General features: G+C 72.0%; 15 protein-coding genes. 10 read left to right on the forward strand and 5 right to left on the reverse strand.

The features are described 5' to 3' along the window. Positions 1-4: 4 nt before the first annotated feature. From QWU11_RS06335 to QWU11_RS06350, 4 genes are all read right to left on the reverse strand, one after another. Positions 5-1,210, reverse strand: a complete 1,206-nt coding sequence (locus QWU11_RS06335) for an ABC transporter substrate-binding protein (RefSeq protein WP_290104083.1) — start codon at positions 1,208-1,210, stop codon at positions 5-7. A 117-nt stretch (positions 1,211-1,327) separates the two neighbouring features. Beyond that, a complete protein-coding gene (locus QWU11_RS06340) occupies positions 1,328-2,383 on the reverse strand; it encodes an ABC transporter ATP-binding protein (protein ID WP_290104084.1) in 1,056 nt (351 codons plus the stop codon). 8 nt (positions 2,384-2,391) lie between these two features. Then, on the reverse strand, positions 2,392-3,564 hold the full coding sequence (locus QWU11_RS06345; RefSeq protein ID WP_290104085.1) for an ABC transporter substrate-binding protein: 1,173 nt from the start codon (positions 3,562-3,564) through the stop codon (positions 2,392-2,394). Continuing rightward, on the reverse strand, positions 3,561-4,406 hold the full coding sequence (locus QWU11_RS06350) for a hypothetical protein (protein ID WP_290104086.1): 846 nt from the start codon (positions 4,404-4,406) through the stop codon (positions 3,561-3,563). Before QWU11_RS06350 ends, QWU11_RS06345 begins: the two co-directional genes overlap by 4 nt. Before the next feature lie 484 nt (positions 4,407-4,890). Between QWU11_RS06350 and QWU11_RS06355 the strand changes: the two genes are divergently transcribed. The 5 genes from QWU11_RS06355 (at position 4,891) to QWU11_RS06375 (ending at position 10,105) form a co-directional block, all read left to right on the forward strand. After that, positions 4,891-7,695: a nitrate- and nitrite sensing domain-containing protein gene (locus tag QWU11_RS06355; RefSeq protein ID WP_290104087.1), complete on the forward strand. Its 2,805-nt coding sequence runs from the start codon at positions 4,891-4,893 to the stop codon at positions 7,693-7,695. Further along, on the forward strand, positions 7,695-8,099 hold the full coding sequence (locus QWU11_RS06360) for a roadblock/LC7 domain-containing protein (protein ID WP_290104088.1): 405 nt from the start codon (positions 7,695-7,697) through the stop codon (positions 8,097-8,099). Before QWU11_RS06355 ends, QWU11_RS06360 begins: the two co-directional genes overlap by 1 nt. 111 nt (positions 8,100-8,210) lie before the next feature. After that, the gene (locus tag QWU11_RS06365) at positions 8,211-8,573 is read left to right on the forward strand and encodes a DUF742 domain-containing protein (protein WP_290104089.1); all 363 of its coding nucleotides are present in this window, start codon (positions 8,211-8,213) and stop codon (positions 8,571-8,573) included. After that, entirely contained in the window at positions 8,554-9,168 is a 615-nt protein-coding gene (locus tag QWU11_RS06370) for an ATP/GTP-binding protein (protein WP_290104090.1), read from the forward strand. Before QWU11_RS06365 ends, QWU11_RS06370 begins: the two co-directional genes overlap by 20 nt. Positions 9,169-9,172: 4 nt before the next feature. After that, on the forward strand, positions 9,173-10,105 hold the full coding sequence (locus tag QWU11_RS06375) for an ankyrin repeat domain-containing protein (protein ID WP_290104091.1): 933 nt from the start codon (positions 9,173-9,175) through the stop codon (positions 10,103-10,105). 4 nt (positions 10,106-10,109) lie between these two features. Here QWU11_RS06375 and QWU11_RS06380 read toward each other — a convergent pair whose 3' ends face one another. After that, complete coding sequence (locus QWU11_RS06380; protein ID WP_290104092.1) at positions 10,110-11,552, reverse strand: wax ester/triacylglycerol synthase family O-acyltransferase; 1,443 nt, start codon at positions 11,550-11,552, stop codon at positions 10,110-10,112. Positions 11,553-11,851: 299 nt separating this feature from the next. Between QWU11_RS06380 and grpE the strand changes: the two genes are divergently transcribed. Genes grpE through QWU11_RS06405 form a run of 5 tightly spaced genes read left to right on the forward strand, consistent with a single transcriptional unit; the run spans position 11,852 to position 19,787 of the window. After that, complete coding sequence (gene grpE, locus QWU11_RS06385) at positions 11,852-12,322, forward strand: nucleotide exchange factor GrpE (protein ID WP_290104093.1); 471 nt, start codon at positions 11,852-11,854, stop codon at positions 12,320-12,322. Position 12,323: 1 nt separating this feature from the next. Continuing rightward, complete coding sequence (locus QWU11_RS06390; protein WP_290104094.1) at positions 12,324-13,907, forward strand: Hsp70 family protein; 1,584 nt, start codon at positions 12,324-12,326, stop codon at positions 13,905-13,907. A 20-nt stretch (positions 13,908-13,927) separates the two neighbouring features. After that, positions 13,928-16,459: a hypothetical protein gene (locus tag QWU11_RS06395; RefSeq protein WP_290104095.1), complete on the forward strand. Its 2,532-nt coding sequence runs from the start codon at positions 13,928-13,930 to the stop codon at positions 16,457-16,459. Beyond that, complete coding sequence (locus tag QWU11_RS06400; RefSeq protein WP_290104096.1) at positions 16,459-17,643, forward strand: GTPase; 1,185 nt, start codon at positions 16,459-16,461, stop codon at positions 17,641-17,643. The genes QWU11_RS06395 and QWU11_RS06400 overlap by 1 nt, the downstream gene beginning before the upstream one ends. Beyond that, on the forward strand, positions 17,643-19,787 hold the full coding sequence (locus QWU11_RS06405) for a hypothetical protein (protein ID WP_290104097.1): 2,145 nt from the start codon (positions 17,643-17,645) through the stop codon (positions 19,785-19,787). Before QWU11_RS06400 ends, QWU11_RS06405 begins: the two co-directional genes overlap by 1 nt. Positions 19,788-19,790: the final 3 nt, after the last annotated feature.

A 19,790-nucleotide genomic window follows, 5' to 3' on the forward strand; every position in this document is an offset into this window, starting at 1 on the left:
GTCATCAGCCCTTGATCTGGGTCCAGGCCTGCGTCCACTTGGCGTAGTCGACGCACTTGACGTTCTTGCGACCGTCGAGGCACTGGGAGATCGGGGTGTTCCAGTAGTGGACCTTGGTCCAGTACGGCTCGTCCGCGGCGTGGTAGGTGTCGCAGAACGTCTTGTCACTCGTCAGCGCGCACGCCTTGCTGTTGGACGGCGCCTCGCCGAACCACTCGGCGACCTGGGCGTTCGCCTTCGGCGAGACGATCCAGTCCATCCACTTGTACGCGCAGTTCGGGTGCTGGGCCTTGGCCGCGACCATCCAGGTGTCCGACCAGCCGGTCGAACCCTCGGCCGGCAGGATCGTCTTGACCGGCGCCTTGTCGGCGGTCAGTCCGTTCGCGATCACCTGCCAGGTGGTGCCGAGGACGGTGTCGCCGCTCTTGAAGGACTGCTGGGACTTGAGGTAGTCCGACCAGTACTCACCGATGTTGTTCTTCTGCTGCTTGAGCAGGTTGACCGACGCGTCGAACTGCTTCTGGTCCAGCGCGTACGGGTCCTTGATGCCGAGGTTCGGCTGCGTGGCCGACAGGTACAGCGCCGCGTCGGCGATGTAGATCGGCGAGTCGTACGCGGTGATGTGGCCCTTGTAAGGGGAGTTCGCGTCGAAGACCGCGCCCCAGGAGGTCGGGGCGGGCTTGACCTTGTCGGTCCGCCACATCAGCAGGTTGGCGCCGCGGCCGTGCGGGATGCCGTAGGCCACGCCGTTGACGGAGTTCCAGGGCTTCATCTTCAGGTCGGGGAAGATGTCCTTGTAGTTGGGCACGAGGTTCGTGTTGACCGGCGCGACCGAGCCGCCGGCGATGAGCCGCAGCGACGCGTCGCCCGATGCCGACACGGCGTCGTACTGCCCGGTCTTCATCAGGTTGACCATCTCGTCGGACGTGCCGGCGACCTTGGTGTTGACCTTGCAGCCGGTCGCCTTCTCGAACGGGTGGACCCAGTCGACCGTCTTGTCGTTCGAGCCGTCCTCGGCATAGCCCGCCCAGGCTACGAGGTTGACCTGGCCTTCGCCCTGGCCGAGGGTCTGCAACGCGGAGATCTTCGGTGGCGTGAAGCCGGCGTCGCTGCCGCCACTGCTCTTCGAGGTGCCGCTGTCGTTGCCGCAACCGGCGGCGAGCAGTGCGACGGCTGCCATCGCGATGACCGCGAGGCGCGTGGACCGCATGGGGACTCCGATCAAAAAATGGGGGTATCGGATGAGGGTTCTTCCGGTGGACGCCGCGATGAGGGGACCGCGGCGTGACGGTCGGCCGGTCAGAGACCGGCCGGTGTCACATCGGGGTCACATCGGACCGGTGATGGAGAATTCGTGCTCCCGCCGCCATGCGAGCCTGACCCGGGCGTCGCGCAGCTTGAGCACGTCCATCGAAGAGGCCTGCAAGTTCTGCTGCATGGCCACCAGCCGGCCACCCGCGTCGAGGTCCACGACGAATCGGGTGGCCGCCCCCGCGTAGACGACCTCCGCGACGGTACCTACCGCGGAGTGGTCGCCTTCGGGCAGTTCCGCGTCGAGTTCGGTGTCGACGCGGAGCTTTTCCGGGCGGACGCTGTAGACGCCCTCCCGGCCGAGAATGGAGAGGGCCGCTTCGCCCTCGATGAGGTTGGAGGTGCCGACGAACCCGGCCACGAACGCCGAGGCCGGCTGTTCGTACACCTCCGCGGGCGTCCCGATCTGCTCGATCCGGCCCGCGTTGAACACCGCGATCCGGTCGCTCATCGTGAGCGCCTCCTCCTGGTCGTGCGTGACGAACAGGAACGTGATGCCGATCTGGCGCTGGATGGCCTTCAGCTCGACCTGCATCTCCTCGCGGAGCTTGAGGTCGAGGGCGCCGAGCGGCTCGTCCAGGAGCAGCACCTTGGGCCGGTTGACCAGCGCGCGGGCGAGGGCGACGCGCTGCCGCTGCCCGCCGGACAGCTGGCCCGGCTTGCGCTTGTCATAGCCCTCGAGGCGTACGGTCGCCAGCGCCCGGAGCGCGCGTTCGCGGCGCTCCTTCGCGGGGACCTTCTTGACCTTGAGGCCGTACTCCACGTTGGCGAGCACGTTCATGTGCGGGAACAGCGCGTAGTCCTGGAAGACCGTGTTCACGTCACGGTCGAAGGGCGCCTGGCGGGTGACGTCGCGGCCGCCGAGGCGCACGTGGCCCTCGGTCGGCGTCTCGAACCCGGCGATCATCCGCAGCACGGTCGTCTTGCCGGAGCCGGACGGGCCGAGCATCGCGAAGAACTCTCCGTCGCGTACGTCCAGGTCCACGTTGTCCACGGCGGTGACGTCGCCGAAGGTCTTGCGGACCCCGCGCAGGCTCACGGCCGACGCCCCGCCGCTGTCCTCAATCTTCATTGTGCTGCTCAACCCTTGATCTGCGACCAGAGCTCGGTCCATTTGGAGTAGTCCACGCAGACGGCGCCGCGAGAGTCGCCGCAGTCCGCCACCGGAGTCTTCCAGAAGGCCAGACGCCGGTAGAAGTCGACGTCACCGACGTGGAACTGCGAGCAGAACCCCTTCGCGGCGTACTGGCACGCCTTGGGGTTGGCCGGCGCCTCGCCGAACCACTGGGCCACCGCGGCCTGGATCTTCGGCTCGCTGATCCAGTTCATCCACTTGTACATGCAGTTCGGGTGCTCGGCGCGGGTGGCGATCATCCACGTGTCCGACCAGCCGGTCGCGCCCTCCTGCGGGATCGTCGTCGCGATCGGCGCGCCCTCGGACTTGGCGAGCTGGGCGGTCACCTGCCAGGCGGTGCCCGCGTAGTTGTCACCCGCCTTGAACGACTGGATCTCGTCCAGGTAGTTCGACCAGTACTGGTTGACGTTGGGCCGCTGCTGCTTCAGCAGGTCGATGGCCGCGTCGAACTGCTCCTGCGTCAGCTCGTACACGTCGGTGATCTTCAGGTCCGGACGGTGCGACTTGAGGTAGAGCGCGGCGTCGGCGATGTAGATCGGGGAGTCGTAGTCGACGACGTGGTCCGCTGCCGCGGACTTCTTGTCCCAGACGATGCTCCACGAGGTGGGCTTCTGCGGGATCTTGTCGGTGCGGTAGGTGAGGTAGTTGGCCCCGTAACCGTGCGGCATGCCGTACATCTGGCCCTTGACCGAGTTGTACGGCTGGTCCCGCAGGTACGGCGCGACGTCGCCGTAGTTGCGGAGCAGATTCGTGTTCACCGGGGCGACCGTGCCGCTGTAGATGAGCCGCAGCGAGGCGTCGCCGGAGGCCGAGACGCCGTCGTACTGGCCGGAGTTCATCAGCGCGACCATCGAGTCGGACGTGTCGGCGACCTTTGCGTTGACCCGGCAGCCGGTCCTGCGCTGGAAGCCATGGACCCAGTCGACGGTCGGGTCCGTCGACCCGTTCTCGGCGTAGCCCGCCCAGATGACGAGGTTGAGGGTGCCTTCGGAGGCCCCGATCTCCTGTTGGGCGTTGAGCCGTGGCGCCGACGCCTGCTTGCCTTCCGAACCGCCGGCGCCGCAGGCGCCGACGGCCAGGATGAGTGCAGCCGCGCAGGCGAGCCTCGTCAGTCTCATGACCGTTCCTCGTCCTGGTCCGGTTCCCTGCTGCTTTCCAGCTGTTCCAGGGCCACTTCGTATCGGAGGTTGATGAGGCGCACCACCGAGCTGTGCGCGCCGAGTGGAGCCCCGCAGCCGAGTCCGGCCTCGGCGGCGAGTTTGGCGAGTTGCTCGTGGTCGAGCTCGGGGCCGATCACGTACGGCGCCACGGCGAGCCGCTGGGCACCGGCCTCGCGCAGCCGCGCCACGGCGTCCGACACCGTCGGCGGGCCGTCGACCGCGGCGGTGACCACCGGGACGGCGAGCCGGGCGGCGAGGAGCACGGCCGTCATGTCGGCCTGGAGTGCCGCCTCCGTGCCGCCGATCGCGGCGACGATCACGCCGTCGACCGCGGCACCGATGCTGAACTGCCGGATGCGGTCCGCGCGGGCCAGACCGGCGTCGGCGAGCCGTACGTGCAGGGCCTCGGCGAGCAGAGGGTGGGGGCCGAGCGGGTCGGTGACCACCGCCGGCACCCCGGCCTCATCCAGACCCGCGTCTATGTCGCGGTAGACCTGTGGGTGCGGGCCGGTGACCAGCGGCACCACCACGGCGGAACGGTCTTCAGGAAGACCGCGCAACGTCTCGGCGAATCTCGAACCTCTGAGAGGTGCGACCCGCACGTCGAGTTCGGCGCGTGCGGCCCGCGTGAGAGAGGCGATCTCGTCGGCGACGTCCGGCTGGTCGCCGGGGACCGCCAGCACGAGGACGGGGGCGTCCGGCGGAAGATCGGCGGACGCCGGCCGACGGTGTCGCCCGCTGGGGAGCGATGAGCGCCCGCGTACAGGGAGCGTCTCCGGGGGCTGGTCGTCATAGATCACGATGGCGGAGTCTAGAGGTTGTCCGAGGGGCCCGTGGGGCGCTTGTCACCGAACGTCCGTTATTTGAGTCTTGGCCGGGCCAGTTGCACCCAACCCATGACATGCCGCGCTACCAGGCAATATCTGACCTGCTACCCCTCTATTTCGTCGTACGATGCTGCGCTTGGTAGGGAGATATTTACGGACATGGTCGGCCTTCGAAGCGCTGCGTAGTAGAGTCCTGCGCGTTCGCTTTGGGTGTTTCATCCGTCCATCGGGGTCCCCCTCCGTCTAACTGAAAGTCGAGCCTGGCGCGGTGCAATCAAAGGACCGTCGAGTGGGATCAGATGTCAGTGAGCGGCCGTCTCGGTTCCAGGCCGGCCGCGTATTCCGGTCAGTTCGATTCAAGATCATCCTGCTGCTGATCGTGCCTCTCGTGTCACTGAGCACGTTGTGGGCCTTCGCAGCGAATATCACCTTGGGTGACGGCCTCAACCTGCGGCACGTGAACACCATCCAGGACCATCTCGGATATCCGTCCGGAGCGCTGGGCAGCGCTCTGGAACAGGAACGCCGGTTGTCCTTGGTGTTCCTCGGCAGCAAGGCCGAAGGCGACCGGGCCGCAATGGAATCGGGGCGTCTCGTCACCGACCGGCAGGCGGAGCAGTTCCGTCGCCTGGCCGTCGACAAAGACGCGCAGAACGTCATCAGTCCCCAAGCGCGGGACTGGACCAAGGAGATCCTGCAGTACCTGGACAGCCTGCCGGCCAGACGCCGCCAGGTCGACGGCGCGTCCGTCACCCGGGCGCAGGTCTTCACCCGGTACACGACCACGATCTCCACGATCAACCAGCTGCAGGCCTCGCTGGCGACACTGAGCGACCCCGAGGTCACCAAGGACGCCAGCACACAGGTCGCCCTGGCCCGTGCCCGCGAGGTGCTGTCACAGGAGGACGCGCTGCTGTCCGGCGCGCTCGCCGCCGGTCAGCTCACCTTCCCCGAGCACGTGCAGTTCACCAAGCTCGTCGGCACCCAGCGCAACCTGTACGCCGACCTGCTGCCGGACCTGCGCCCCGACGACCGTGCCCTCTACCAGAGGATCACGAGCACGCCGGAGTACACCCGGCTCCAGTCGCTGGAGAACCGCTTCACCGACAACATGCCGGCGCCGAAACGGCCGGCGGGCATGGGCACGACCACGCAGACGCCGACGGCCGGGATGCCGGTCGGCGCCAAGATCACGCCGAGCACCCAGGCCGAGTGGCACACCACGGTCTCCTCGGTGCTCACGAGGTTCCGTGGCCTGGAGCTGGTCTCGACCTCGGCCGCCAACGACCGGTCGAAGCCGATCTCGAACGGCATCATCCTGCGCGTGGTCCTGGCCGGCGCCCTCGGCCTGGTCGCGGTCATCGCGTCGCTGATCCTGTCGCTGTGGGTCGGCCGCTCGGTCATCCGCGAGCTGACCGGGCTGCGGCGCGCCGCGCTCGACCTGGCCAATGAGAAGCTGCCCGGCGTCATCCGGCGGCTGCGCCGTGGTGAGGACGTCGACGTGGCGGCCGAGGCGCCGCCGCTGTCGTTCAGCACCCGCGAGATCGACCAGGTCGGCCAGGCATTCAACGCCGCCCGCCGCACCGCCATCCAGGGCGCGGTCGAGGAGGCGACGCTGCGCCGCAGCATCAGCGAGGTCTTCCTCAACCTGGCGCGCCGCAACCAGGCGCTGCTGCACCGGCAGCTGGCCCTGCTCGACGCCATGGAGCGGCGGATCTCCGAGCCGGAGGAACTGGACGACCTCTTCCGCCTCGACCACCTCGCCACCCGCATGCGCCGTCACGCGGAAGGCCTGATCATCCTCTCCGGGCAGGCGCCCGGACGAGGCTGGCGCAACCCGGTCCCGGCCGTCGACGTCGGCCGCGCCGCCGCGGCCGAGGTCGAGGACTACGCACGGGTCACGGTCACGACGATGCCGCGGGTCGCCATCTCCGGTCCCGCGGTCGCCGACCTCATCCACCTGCTCGCCGAGCTGATCGAGAACGCCACGCTCTACTCCCCGCCGGACACGACCGTTCAGGTCACCGGCCAGGTCGTCGCGCACGGCTTCGCGATCGAGGTGGAGGACCGCGGTCTGAGCATGGACCCGGCCTCGCTGGCGCAGGCCAACGAGAAACTGGCCCGGCCGCCGGACTTCGACCTGTCCAACAGCGCGCAGCTCGGACTGTTCGTCGTCGGCCGGCTGGCCCAGCGGCACTCCATCCAGGTCACGCTCCGCACGTCGCCGTACGGCGGGACGACCGCGATCGTACTGCTGCCCGACTCGATCGTGGTCCGTACCGACCAGGCCGAGCTGGGCGACTCCGGTCGCCTCGCGGTGACCCGCCGGGGCGAGGACGCTCTCGTGCCGATCGGCGCGATCGGGCCGCCCTCCTCCTACGACAACCGCAACAACACCGGGCCGATGCCGCTGGCGCCCGGTGGCGGCGAGCGCCCGCCGCTCCCCCAGCGGCACAACGAGGTCGCGCCCGCCGCGTACGAGCCTCCGCCGGGCCCGCCACTGGGTCCGCCGCCTGGTTCTCCGCAGGGTCCGGCGCCGCAGGGTCCGGCGCACTACGGCACCGGCGCACTTCCGGTGCCGTACGACACCGGACAGTTCGACGCGCCGTCGTACGACACGGGCCCGCGCCGGTACGACGCGCCGCCGCCGAGCCCCTACGAGGCGAACCCTTACGAGGCCGGTCCTTACGAGGCGAACCCGCACGAGGCCGGCCCGGCGTACGGGAGCGGGTACGACCCGACGCCGTACGAGACCAACGCGTTCGGGTCGGGTGAACCGGCCTACCAGGACCCGGGCCCCGCCTCCGGACAGTTCGGCGCGGGCGACGGCGGGTACGACGCGGGGCCCGACACCGGGCACTGGTCGCTTCCGCCCGCCGGTGAGGCCGGACGCCCGCCTCTGCCACGCCGCAGCGCCGGCGAGCAGATGCCGGGCATCCCGACCGGGGACGTGCCGGTGGGCGGCCGCTCCGTGTTCGAGCCGGTCGAGGAGTCCGACGAGCAGGCGCCGGCGTACGAGCAGGAGACCCCTGCGCCCGCCCCGGAGAACGGCGCGGGCAAGCCCTCACTGCCCCGTCGCGTGCGCCAGGCGAGTCTGGCACCACAGCTTCGCGACGAGGTCGAACCGGTCAGTGACACCGCGAGCGGTGAGCGTTCGCCCGACGAGCTCCGCACGATGCTGAGCTCCATCCAGAAGGGTTGGCTGCGCGGTCGCTCGGACGCCGAGGAGACCACGACCGACCACGAAGAGGAGGACATCTGATGTCAGCGGGTTCTGCGGGGGAACTCAACTGGCTGCTGGACAGTCTCGTCAAGCAGGTCGCCCAGGTGCACCAGGCGGTCGTGCTGTCGAGCGACGGGCTACTGGTCGGCGCCTCCACGGGGCTCACCCGTGAGAACGCCGAGCACCTGTCCGCGGTAGCCGCCAGCTTCCAGAGCCTCGCGCGCAGCGCGGGGCGTCAGTTCGGCGGCGGCGCGGTACGCCAGACCATCGTCGAGATGGACCATGCCTTCCTGTTCGTGACCGCCGCCGGGTCGGGCGCGTGTCTCGCCGTCCTGGCCGGGTCCGACGCGGACGTGGGCCTCATCGCGTACGAGATGGCGATGCTGGTCAAGCGGGTGGGGCAGCACATGTCCACCCTTCCTCGCTCGGCCGTGGAATCGTGACGCGGGATGAGCCAGGGGAACGGTCACACCTATGCGCTGAGGTCCTCACACAGACGGGCGGAGGCGGCTTCTCCGGCCCCGCAGTGCGAAGCCTTCAGGCGAGGCAGTTGAATGAGCGAATGGCTCGACGACGAGGCGGGGCCGGTTGTCCGGCCCTACGCGCTGACGCGAGGTCGCACCCGCTCGTCCCGGGAGGGTTTCGAGCTGATCGCGATCATCGCGACGGCCGCGACCTCGACGTTCGCACCCGCCGGGGCGGGCCCGGAGCATCTCGCGATCCTGGAGATGTGCGTCCGGCCGCTCTCGGTGGCGGAGGTGTCCGCGAAAATGAGGCTCCCCCTGGGCGTCGTCCGGGTGCTTCTCGGTGATCTACTCGAATACGGCTTGATCGCTGTACGGCGGCCCGAGCCGGACAACCGTCTTCCCAATGAACGGCTTTTGAAGGAAGTGCTTAATGGACTCCAAGCGCTCTGACCCCTCCCGGGGCGCTGCGATGCCGCTCGCCGTGAAGATTCTCGTGGCGGGTGGATTCGGTGTCGGCAAGACGAGCATGGTCGGCGCGGTCAGCGAGATCAAGCCGTTGCGGACCGAGGAACAGCTCACCGATCGCAGCGTTGGCGTCGACGACGTCTCTGGCGTCGAGCGCAAGACCACCACGACCGTGGCGATGGACTTCGGCCGTATCACCATCCGGGACGGCCTGGTCCTCTACCTGTTCGGCACACCCGGCCAGGACCGCTTCTGGTTCATGTGGGACGAACTCGCGCTCGGCGCGCTGGGCGCGGTCGTGCTGGCCGACACCCGTCGGCTGGCCGACTGCTTCCCCTCGATCGACTACTTCGAGCGCCGGCGGCTCCCGTTCATCATCGGGGTCAACTGCTTCGACGGCGCGCTGAGGTATGACTCCGAGGAGATCCGTGCCGCCCTCGACCTGGACCCGAAGATCCCGGTCATCCTGTGCGACGTGCGTAAGCGCGAGTCGGGCAAGCAGGTGCTGATCACGCTGGTGGAGCACGTGCTGGCCGTGATGGCCGAACGGCAGCGCCAGCCCGGCGCGGCCGTCCGCTAGGCGCATGGCCGGCGATCGGCCCGGATGGTCGGGCGTCGTCCACGGATCCTGGGGCGATCTCGCCAGGATCCGGGCGCTGCTCGACGCCGGAGCCGACCCCGACGGCCCGGTCTGGGACGACGAGCGGCCGTTACACGTCGCGGCCGAGGAAGGTTCCCCCGAGGTCGTCGCCGAACTCGCCGGGCGCGTGACCGACGTCGACGCCGTGAACCGGGGCCGCACCGCGCTCTGGAACGCCGTCTACCACCGCCGCCCGGACAACGTGCGCGCCCTGCTGGCTGCCGGCGCGGACCCGTGGCGGCCGATGATGGCGGGCTGGTCGCCCGGACGGCTCGCCCTCGCGAGCCCCGGCCTGTTCACTCTGCCCGGAAACGAGGCCGCGCTGTCCGGGGAGGAGGCGGCCATGGCCGCCGCCGCTCCGCGGCTGACCGAGATCTTCGCCGATCACCTCGACGGCCTGGGCCTGGCGTGCGTCGCGGGCATCGGGGCGGCCGAGGCGGTACGGCGGTTGGACGCCACGCCATTCGCCGTCACCGAGGCCGGTCCCTGCCACGAGCCGCCGCGGCCGGACGACGACCTGAAGATCGTCGGCGCCACCGACGTGCCGGGCGGCTGCGTCATCACCCAGCCCTGGGGGTACGCCCCGCAGCTGTCCGAGGTCATGGCCCCGCTGTCGGCGGGCACCTTCGCCTACGGGCTCTACGTCAACCCCAAGAGCGGAAGCCAGGGCTGCGTCTTCCGCGACGGCGCGTGCGAGAAGTGGGACCTGCACCCGGGAGGCGACCCGTTCCCCGACGCGACGGCCCGCGAGGTCCTGGCCGGCCACCTGACGTCGGGCAACGCCGTCGCGTACACCCTCGCCTACGCCGGCCTGCGCCCGCCCGACGGCCGCGCCGTCCAGGGCCCGCCGGACCTCTGGCTGAGACTGCCCCGCTGAGCTTCTAGGGCTCGGCGGAGAGGGCGGTCAGCTCGTCCAGCGCCTCGCGCAGGTGGTCGACGATGCTCCACACGTCCGGGACCATGTCCCGGCACGCCACGATCCCGACGTCGACGCTGCCGTTGTAGGAGAAGACCGTGATGTTGAGGCCGCCGCTCACGTCGCTGATCACCGAGATCGGGTAGTAGCCGAGCACCTGCGCGCCGCACAGGTACAGCGGGAACTGCGGGCCCGGCACGTTCGAGATGACCAGGTTGATCGGCGGTACGGCGGCCGGGGCCAGCCGGAACAGCGCACGCGCGGCAAGGCTCCCGAACGCCGGCGGCACCGTGGCGGTCAGCTGCGCCAGCCACTGGTCCGGCGTCGCGCCGAGGCGCTGCTTGGCGACGTCCATCGTGCTCCGTACGGCCGCGACGCGCTCCCTCGGGTCGGCCAGGTGCGTGGGCACCGAGGTGAACATCGCCGAGATCTGGTTGCCGTGCGAGCCGTCCTCGGTCTCGCGGGTGGACACCGGGACCGCCGCGACGAGCGGCCGCGCGGGCAGTGCCTCGTGGTCGATCAGCCACCGCCGCAGCGCCGAGGCGCACAGCGCCATGATCACGTCGTTGACGCTGATGCCCAGCTTGTGGCGTACCGCCTTGATCTCCTCCAGCGGCAGCGACCCGAACGCGACGCGGCGGTGCGCGGTCACCGGGCCGTTGAACGGCGTGCGGGGCACGCTCAGGTTCGGCGGGGGCGGCATCTCGCCCGTACGCGCGGCGGTGCGTCCCGTGCCGGCGACCAGGCCGATCCCCGGGAGCCGCCCGACGACCGGCAGCGCGTCCAGGTGCGGGACCGCCCGCAGCAGCGCGCCCGCCGTGCGCAGGGGGTGGACCGCGGCGCGCGCGGCGGCGCCGGCGAGCATGCCCCACTGGCCCGGCGGCGGCTCGGGGTGCCAGTCGTCGTCGGCGTCGGCCTGGGGCGGCGACGGTTCCAGGTCCAGGAGGGCGGCCACGACCTGCGCGGCGGTGACGCCGTCGATCAGGGCGTGATGGATCTTGGCGTACATCGCGGTCCGGCCGCCGGCCAGGCCCTGCACGAGGTACATCTCCCACAGGGGACGGCGGCGGTCGAGCGGGCGCTGGTGCAGGCGTGCGAGCTGCTCGCCGAGTTGCTCGTCGTCACCGGGCGCGGGCAGCGCGATCTCCCGTACGTGGAACTCCAGGTCGAAGTCGGGGTCCTCGGTCCAGTACGGGTGGTCCAGCCCGAGCGGCACCTCGGCCAGCCGCCAGCGGAACTGCTCGATCCGCGGCAGTCTCCGCCGTACGAGATCGAGCAGATCCTCCAAGGTCAGCGCGCCATTCGGCGTACCGGACGCGTCGAGAATCGCCAGGCCGGCGATATGGGCGACGGTCCCGCCGGATTCGATATTCAGGAATTGCGCGTCGAGCGCGCTGAGCTGGCGCATCGGCTGGGCCTCTCTGCCTGTGCCGGAACAGTGTCGTTCTGTCCTAGAACGGGTGGATCTGGAAGTCAACGGTCTGTCAAGCCCGGTGGACGAGTTATTCCACTTGGACCAAGCGAAGTTCGGATAAGGCTGGTGTCCGCATCCGGGCATGGACACAATGGGGAGTGGCGAGTTCGCTCACTCAGAGTTATGGTGCGAGATCCATGCCCGATGACCCCTCTTCCCCCAAAGACGGGACCGAGTCCCCGTCGGCCACGGCCGATGGGGTCATCGCGGCATCTCTCGAACGAATACACAGTGTGCTGGCCGACCTTACCCAGGCGGCCGGCCGCGAGCACGACCGGGCCACGCACCGTGAGCGCGTCATCGACCGGCTGCACGAGGAGAACCAGCGGCTGCGGCACAACGAGCTGCAGGCCGCCTTCGAGCCGGTGCGCACATCGCTCTACCGCCTTTACGACCTGGTCCGGCGTGAGTCGGAGCGGGACGAGGCGGATCCAGCACACGTACCCAAGCTCCTGGCGGCGATCGCCGACGAGCTGGCCGAGATCATCGCACGCACGGGGGTCGAACGCATGCCCGTAGACGAGGGCGATCCGTTCGACCCGGCGAGGCACCGCCCCGCCGGCACCTGCGATGTGGACGACGCGGAGCTCCACGGCACCGTCGTGACGGTCCAGCGCGCCGGATTCGTCCGTGGCGAGAAGGTCGTACGACGGGCCGAGGTGATCGTCGCCCGGGTGGCGGCCGACCCGGTCGGAGGGGATTGACATGACTGTCTACGGAATCGATCTGGGCACGACGCACTCGTGCATAGCGCGCATCGGCGAGGTCGGCCGGCCCACCGTCCTGCGCAACATGGAGGGCACCGACACCACGCCCTCCGTCGTCTATTTCGAGACCGGCGACAACGTCGTCGTCGGCGCCCCGGCCAAGGACACCGCGGTGCTCTCCCCCGACCTGGTGGTGAGCCTGATCAAGCGCGACATGGGGCACGAGGTGACGCGCGAGCTGCACGGGCGCGACTACTCCCCCGAGGAGATCTCCGCGTTCGTCCTGCGCAAGCTGGTCTCCGACGCGACGGCCACCACCGGCGAGGAGGCCGGCGACGTCGTCATCACCGTCCCCGCCTACTTCGGCGCGGCCGAGCGCGACGCGACCCGCAAGGCCGGCCACATCGCCGGGCTCAACGTCATCGACATCATCTCCGAGCCGGTCGCCGCGGCGATCACCTACGGCGTGCTCAACCCCGACCAGGACCGCACCATCTTGGTCTACGACCTGGGCGGCGGCACCTTCGACACGACCGTGATCACCCTGCGCGACGGCGACATCGGCGTCGTGTGCACCGACGGCGACCACGAGCTCGGCGGCGCCGACTGGGACTCCCGCCTGGTCGAATACCTCGCCGAGCGCTTCGCCGACGAGCACCCCGACGTCGGCGACCCGCTCGAGGACCGGCACACCGAGCAGCAGCTCCGGCACGACGCGGAGGAGGCCAAGAAGGCCCTGTCGCTGCGCACGCAGCACGTCGTCCGCGTCATGCACGAGGGCCGGGTGGCCACGATCGAGCTGAGCCGCGACAAGTTCGAGGAGATCACCAAGGACCTGCTCGACCGCACGATCGAGATCACCGGCCGCACGCTCGCCACGGCCGCGGAGAAGGGCGTCGGCGACTACGACGACCTGGTGCTCGTCGGCGGCTCGACCAAGATGCCGGCGGTGCCGCAGCGGCTGTCCAACGAGCTGTCGCTCAAGCCGAGGCTGCAGGACCCCGACCTCGCGGTCGCCAAGGGCGCGGCGCTGTACGCCTTCGAGGAGACCTACCGCCAGCTCCTGGCCAAGGGCGAGACCGAGAAGGCGCTCGACCTGGCCGCCCGCGCCGGCCTGTCCGAGGCCGAGCAGGAGCGCATGGCGGCCCGCCAGATCACGACGGTCGCCTCCCGCGCCTTCGGCGTGATCGCCCTGGACCCGGTGACCGAGCAGGAGCACGTCGTCCACCTCGTCCACGCCAACGACGCGCTGCCGCGCGGCAAGTCCCGCGAGTTCGGCACGGTCGACGAGGACCAGACGATCGTCAAGATCATCGTGGTCGAGCAGGCCGGCAGCGCCGAGTCGACCGAGGTCGCGCACAACAACCCGATCGCGGACGGCGAGCTGAAGATCCCGCCCGGCAAACCGGCGGGCTATCCGATCGAGGTGACGTTCGCGCTCGACACGTCCGGTCTGCTGCACGTGACCGCGATCGAGAAGGAGACCGCCGAAGAGCTCACCCTCGACGTGCGCGTCGGAGGCATGTCGGAGGACGACGTCCAGGACTCCCGTACGGACCTGGCCCACGTCCGCGTGGACTGAGGGGATCAGCTCGTACGAACATGGTCTTCGACGAACAGCGTTACGTCCGCGAGGTGCTGGACCCCGCCCGGGTCGCCGGCAACCAGCCGCCCGACGATCTGCGTGTCCGCTATGCCCTGATCGAGCCGCTCAACTCACGCGAGGTGGCGGACAGCGTCAAGCAGGTGCGGATGTGCTGGCGCAAGTCGCGCGGGCAGCTCCGCTTCCGCCGGCTCATCGACCGGCTGGAGGGCGACCACCTGAGGCTCGCGCCGCTGTTCGAGCGGGCCGTGCTGGGCGACCTCGCGCCGCTGCGCGCCGAGCTGACCACCACGACGGAGAAGGCCGGCCGCCGGCGCGACGAGCTCCGTCACCGCCTGCTCGACGCCGCGGGCGAGATGCGGATGCTGGCGCCGGGCGACCTGCGCGAGATCGGCGGTGAGGCCGCGGAGCTGGCGCGCGAGGCGGGCATCGAGATCCGCGAGCCCGACGCGCTGCCGTCCACGCCGCCCTACCCCGCCTACCCGCGCGCCCGTGACGCGCTCGACGCCCTCGGTTCGCGGCACCTGCGGGAGTTCGTCACCGGGGAGCCGCGCGCCGGCCGGGTGCTCAGCGCGACGCTCGACCTGCGGCCGGCGATCCGGCAGGTCGGCGAGCAGTGGAGCCGCCGGCCGCACGACGGCAACCGCACCAACGCCGACACCGTGCTGATCGCGCTCAAGCGGGTCGGCGACCGGCTCGGTGAGCTGATCCTGTTCGACGTGGCGGAGCGGCTGCGCGAGCGCCACCAGCAGCGGGCCTCGGAGGGCGCGCTGCTGCGGTTCGCCGCCGACGACCTGGGCGTGGACGACGGCGACGCGCGGCGGCTCGTCTTCGCGGTGCTGCGCGAGAGCGGGCCGCCGGGCGGCCTCGCCGCGCGGCTGCGGGCCCTGATCGACGGCGGTGAGATCCACGCCGCCGCCGAGCTGGCCGGCGCGGCCGGCCCGGCCGAGCTGACCGGCGACGCGGAGATCCTGGCCGCCGAGGCTAAACGCCGCATCTCGGCCGCCACCGCCCTGCGGCAGGAGGCCTCCACACTCGTTCTGACCGATCCCGACGCGGCGTGGCTGCGGCTCGCCGACGCGCTGCGGCTCGTCGGCGACCTGCCCGGCGCCGCCGACGTGCAGGCCGGGCTGCCGCCCCGCACGCCCGGCCGGCTGGAGGCGACCGTCGAGGACGGGGAGGTGGCGCTGTCGTGGCCGCCGACGCCGTCGCGGGTCGGGGAGATCGGCTACATCGTCACCCGCTGCCTCGGGCGGACCCCCCGCCACCCCGGCGACGGCGAGGCCCTGCGCTGCGGCGACGCCTTCGCCCGCGACACGGCCCCGCCGCTGAACGCCCCGCTCTTCTACGCGGTGTTCGCGGTGCGCGGCACCGCGGCCTCGCCCGCCTCGGCCGCCGGCCCGCTGCACGTACGCCCCGAGCCCTCCGAGCTGTTCCTGCGCGCCGCCGACGGCGTGGTCGCGGCCCACTGGACCTGCCCGCCGGAGGCCGTACGCGTCCTGGTCACGCGCGACGGCACGCCGATCCCGTCCGAGCGAAACGCCTTCCGCGACGAGACGGTCCGCAACGGCACGACGTACCACTACCGCATCGCCGCCGCCTACCTCGGCGCCGACGGCCACGAGACCATCACCGACGGCGTGCACGCGGCGGCGACGCCGGCCGCCCGGCCCGACCCGGTCGGCGACCTCAGCGTCGAGCAGGACCCGGCCGGGCACCTCGTCGTCACCTATGACGAGCCCCGGCACGGCCAGGTGGAGATGCTCGCGATGAGCGGCCCGCCCCCGTGGCCGGCCGGCACGACGCTCGCGGTCGAGGAGGTGCACCGGGCCGGGCGCGTCCTGCACACGGCCCCGGTGCCCGGCGGCGTCGCGCTGCGGACCGGCCCCGGCGTGCTGCTCGCGGTGTCGGTCAGCGGCGACGTCGCCACGATCGGCGCGCACCGCGAGCACGTCAACCTCACGCCGCCGCGCGAGCTGGTCACCCAGCGGCGCGGCGAGGTGGTCGTGCTGGGCTTCGACTGGCCCGCCGAGGTCACCGAGGCCGAGATCAGCTGGCGGTGCGGCGACGGCGACACGCTCCGGATGCCGGTCGGCCGGGCCGGCTACGACGCGCACGGCGGCGTACGCCTCGCGGCGCCCGGCGGCGAGACGGTGACGGTCGAGGTGGCCGCCGCCGCGACCGCGTACGGCCGCCGGGTCACCGGCACACCGGTCACGGTCGTGGTGCCCGGCCGGACGATCGTCGGGTACGAGCTCCGGCGGTCGCGGCTGCGGGGCCCGCTCGTCGTCTCGCTGTCCGCCCCGGCGCCCGCGCGGCTGGGGCGCCTCGTGCTGGTCGCGCGGTCCGGCCCGATGCCGCAGCGCGTCGCCGACGGCGAGACCGTGATGAGCTGGGAGGACCTCGAACTCCCCGTACGCCTGCAGGCCGCGATGCCGCGGCTGCCCCGGCCGTTCTGGCTACGCTGCTTCGCCGAAGACGCGACAATCGAGCTGCGCGACCCCCCGGTCCGCCACCTGAAGGTGGGCTGATGGCCTCCATCACCTGTCCCTACTGCTTCGCGCGCCTGGCCCGCGAGCGGATCGCCTTCCGCTGCGCGGGCAGCCCCGGGCGCGGGCCCGGCTGCGCGCCGCGCCTGGATGACAAGCTCGCCGCCTACACCGGCTCGGCCGCGGCGGCCTCGCTGCCGCCGGTCTTCGCCGCGCCCGACGCCGGGCGTCGGCTGGGGCGAAACGTGGGGCGAAACGTGGGGTGGACCGTGGGGCGAAACATGGTGCGCCGCGCGGCCTGCCCCGAGTGCGGGCAGGACACCGCCCGGCGCGTGTGCCCCGAGTGCCACAACCCACTGCCGGGGGCGTACTGCGAGACGCCCGGCAAGATCGTGGCGCTGGTCGGGGCGAAGAACTCCGGCAAGAGCACCTACATCGCGGTGCTGCTGCACGAGCTGTCGCACCGCATCGGCGCCGAGCTGGGCACCGCCCTGGTCGCCTGCGACGACCGTACGATCGAGCGCTACAAGCGCGACTTCCACCGGCCCCTGTTCGGCGACCGCCGGCTGCTGCCCGCCACCGCCAGCGCGGTGACCACCCCGCGCGACCCGCTGGTGTACCTCCTCACCCGCACCCGGCGCCGTCGCATGCGGCAGCAGGACATGTCACTGACGCTGGTGCTGTTCGACACCGCGGGCGAGGACCTGCGCAGCCGCGACGTGACCGACCTGCACCTGCGTTACCTCGCGGCGGCCGACGCGATCATCTTCCTGGTCGACCCGCTGGAGCTGAAGGCGGGCGGCGGCGACCCGGACGGCGAGCCGATCAACGTCATCGCCCGCGTCACCGAGCTCCTGCACGTCGGCCGGGACCTCCCGCACGGGCGGCGGCTCCCGGTGCCGGCCGCGGTCGCCCTCACCAAGATCGACGCGTTGCCGCTCGACGGCGCGCTGCAGCAGGACCGCACTCCCGTGGCCGCCCTCGACCTGGGCGACCGGGAGGCGGTGCAGGAGCAGGTACGCGCGCTGCTGTACGACTGGCAGGCCGGTGAGCTGGACCGTTATCTGAGCCACGAGTACGCCGAGTACGGCCTGTTCGGGGTGTCGGCGCTCGGCGGCGTGCCGCGCGAGGGCGCGGTCGGCACGGGCGGCATCCGCCCCTACCGCGTCGAGGATCCGCTGCTGTGGCTGCTGCACCAGTTCGGGATGCTCGACGGAGTCCGCTGATGGCGTGGGACCTGCGGTACACCTCGGCCGAGACCGGCCCGACCGGCCGGTCGGGGTTCCAGTTCGTCGCCACCACCCCCGGCACACCGCCGGAGGTCACCCTGGCCGTCACGCCCTACATGACCTACCGGCCACCGCCGTCCGCGCCGTCCGCGCCCGGCCCGGCGGAGCTCTCCCGCTTCCCGATCTCACTCGCCTACGGGCGGGAGGGCGACCACGCCGTCCTGGTCCGCTGCCGCTACACCGGCCGTGACTACTCCGGCCGCTACGGCAACTTCGCCGGGCACGCCGTCGTGGCGGCCCCGCAGGAGATGGAGGGACTGCGGCCGATCGAGCTGTGGGAGTCGCCGGTGTGGTCCGGCCCGGCGGGCGGCGCGCCTGACCTGGTGCCCGGAGAGGCGTTCGACCCCGACTCGCTGGTGGCCTGGCTCGCCCGCGAGGACGCGTACGCCCGGCTCGCCGCGCTGCTGGACGCCGTGACGGCCGCGCTCGCCGAAGGGCACGGCCGGGTGGTGCTGGTGGCCGGGGACGCCGGGCTCATCGCCCGGTGGATCGCGCTGCTGTCCTACTCCCTGCCCGCCGGTCTGGCGGCGCACCTGTCGTTCACCACCTACACCGCCGACCCGGAGTCCGCGCCGCAGCTCGTGGTGGGCACGGTGCCGGACGCCTGGCCGGGCCGCGGCTTCCGCCTCGACGAGCCCCACGCCGGCGCCGAGCCCGGCCGCTTCGCCGGTGTGCTCGCCGACTGCTGGCGCACCGGCGACCTGGACGCCATCGACGCCGTCGGCGAGCTCCTCACCTCCGGGGCCGGCGACCGGCCGGACGGCGGCGCGCTGACGGCGGCGGACGGCGCGGCGGCGCTACTGGCGCTCTGCCGGGGTGACGCCTCCGTCTCCGCTGCGGAGGAGTCGGCCGCGGCGGGCCTCGTACGGCGCGGAGGGGCGCCCGGCTGGGTCTGGCCCGCGCTGGCGCCCGCGCTGCCCGGCCTGGGATTCGACCTCGCCACCGCCCTCGCGGACGTCGCACCGCAGATCGCCGAGCACTGCGTGGCGCTCGCGCTCGCCGATCCGGCGCTGCGGCCGGACCTGCCGGCGTTCCGGCTGGACGACGGGCTGCCGGAGCGGTTCCGCGCCGCCGTGGCCGCCGCGCCCGGGCTCGACGCGCTGGCCGAGACCGTACGCCTCGCCGACCAGGTGGGCGGCGTCCTGGAGACCGCGGCGGTGACGGCCTCCGCCGCGGCATGCGCGCGGCGCGGCGACGGTGACGTCGCCGCGGCCCTGCGCGCCACGCCCGGCGCCTGGCGGGCGGCCGTGGTCTCCGGCGTGCTCGCCGGTCTGGAGGCGGCCGAGCCCGCGACCCGCCGGGCCATGCTCACCCCCGAGGCGTGCGACGCGCTCGGCGAGCACGACTGGACGCGCGCGCCGCGTACCGGCGGGCTCGTGCTGTCCGCGCGCGGCGACCGGCACGAGGCCACCGCCGGGCTGGTCGATCTGGCGCCGTACGGCCTGCCCGAGATCGACGAGCTCCTCGCCGCGCTCTGGGACGCCCCGCCGACCCCGGGCGACTGCGCCCGGCTGATCGGGCGGCTCGGGCCCGCGATGGCGCGGTTCGCGACGCTGCGGCGGCTGCCGCGGCGGGTCTTCGAGGCCGCGCCGCTGGAGGCCGAGGAGACCGTACGCCTCGCCGAGCTGGTCCGCGACCGGCTGCCCGAGCTGGCCGGGCCCGCCCGGATCGTACTCGGCCGCGAGGAGGCGCTGCGCGCCGAGCGCGAGCACGACGTGGCCCGCGTCCTGGCCCGGATGGACTCGGCCGACCCGCTGACCGGCCGGGTGTGCGCGAGCGTGGCCGGCGCGCTCGCGGAGCGCTCCGCGCGGTCGCGCGCCGCGATCCTGGCGGCCTCCCCCGACACCGTACGCGCCGACCTGACCGGGCACTGGCTCGACGCCGGCGGCGACCGCATGAGCCGGGTCGACCTCGCCGAGATCGAGGTGCGCCTGCACCGGGCGCACGCGCCGGTGTCCCGGCTCACCGCGTGGGGGGACGGGCTCGGGCGGTTCGCGCGGCGGCACGTCGAGTCCGCGCTCACCGACCGCGACCCGCAGCTCGCCTCCGCGTGGCGGGCGCTGCGCCGGCGGGGGGCGTGAGGC

The organism is Actinomadura sp. DC4, assembly GCF_030406325.1.
Taxonomy (GTDB): domain Bacteria; phylum Actinomycetota; class Actinomycetes; order Streptosporangiales; family Streptosporangiaceae; genus Actinoallomurus.

Coding starts and splice junctions, on each gene's coding strand:
- QWU11_RS06340 (WP_290104084.1), bottom strand. CDS start 2,383: ATGAAGATTGAGGACAGCGGCGGGGCGTCGGCCGTGAGCCTGCGCGGG.
- QWU11_RS06345 (WP_290104085.1), bottom strand. CDS start 3,564: ATGAGACTGACGAGGCTCGCCTGCGCGGCTGCACTCATCCTGGCCGTC.
- QWU11_RS06395 (WP_290104095.1), top strand. CDS start 13,928: ATGGTCTTCGACGAACAGCGTTACGTCCGCGAGGTGCTGGACCCCGCC.
- QWU11_RS06400 (WP_290104096.1), top strand. CDS start 16,459: ATGGCCTCCATCACCTGTCCCTACTGCTTCGCGCGCCTGGCCCGCGAG.
- QWU11_RS06365 (WP_290104089.1), top strand. CDS start 8,211: ATGAGCGAATGGCTCGACGACGAGGCGGGGCCGGTTGTCCGGCCCTAC.
- QWU11_RS06375 (WP_290104091.1), top strand. CDS start 9,173: ATGGCCGGCGATCGGCCCGGATGGTCGGGCGTCGTCCACGGATCCTGG.
- QWU11_RS06390 (WP_290104094.1), top strand. CDS start 12,324: ATGACTGTCTACGGAATCGATCTGGGCACGACGCACTCGTGCATAGCG.
- QWU11_RS06335 (WP_290104083.1), bottom strand. CDS start 1,210: ATGCGGTCCACGCGCCTCGCGGTCATCGCGATGGCAGCCGTCGCACTG.
- QWU11_RS06370 (WP_290104090.1), top strand. CDS start 8,554: ATGGACTCCAAGCGCTCTGACCCCTCCCGGGGCGCTGCGATGCCGCTC.
- QWU11_RS06380 (WP_290104092.1), bottom strand. CDS start 11,552: ATGCGCCAGCTCAGCGCGCTCGACGCGCAATTCCTGAATATCGAATCC.
- QWU11_RS06360 (WP_290104088.1), top strand. CDS start 7,695: ATGTCAGCGGGTTCTGCGGGGGAACTCAACTGGCTGCTGGACAGTCTC.
- QWU11_RS06405 (WP_290104097.1), top strand. CDS start 17,643: ATGGCGTGGGACCTGCGGTACACCTCGGCCGAGACCGGCCCGACCGGC.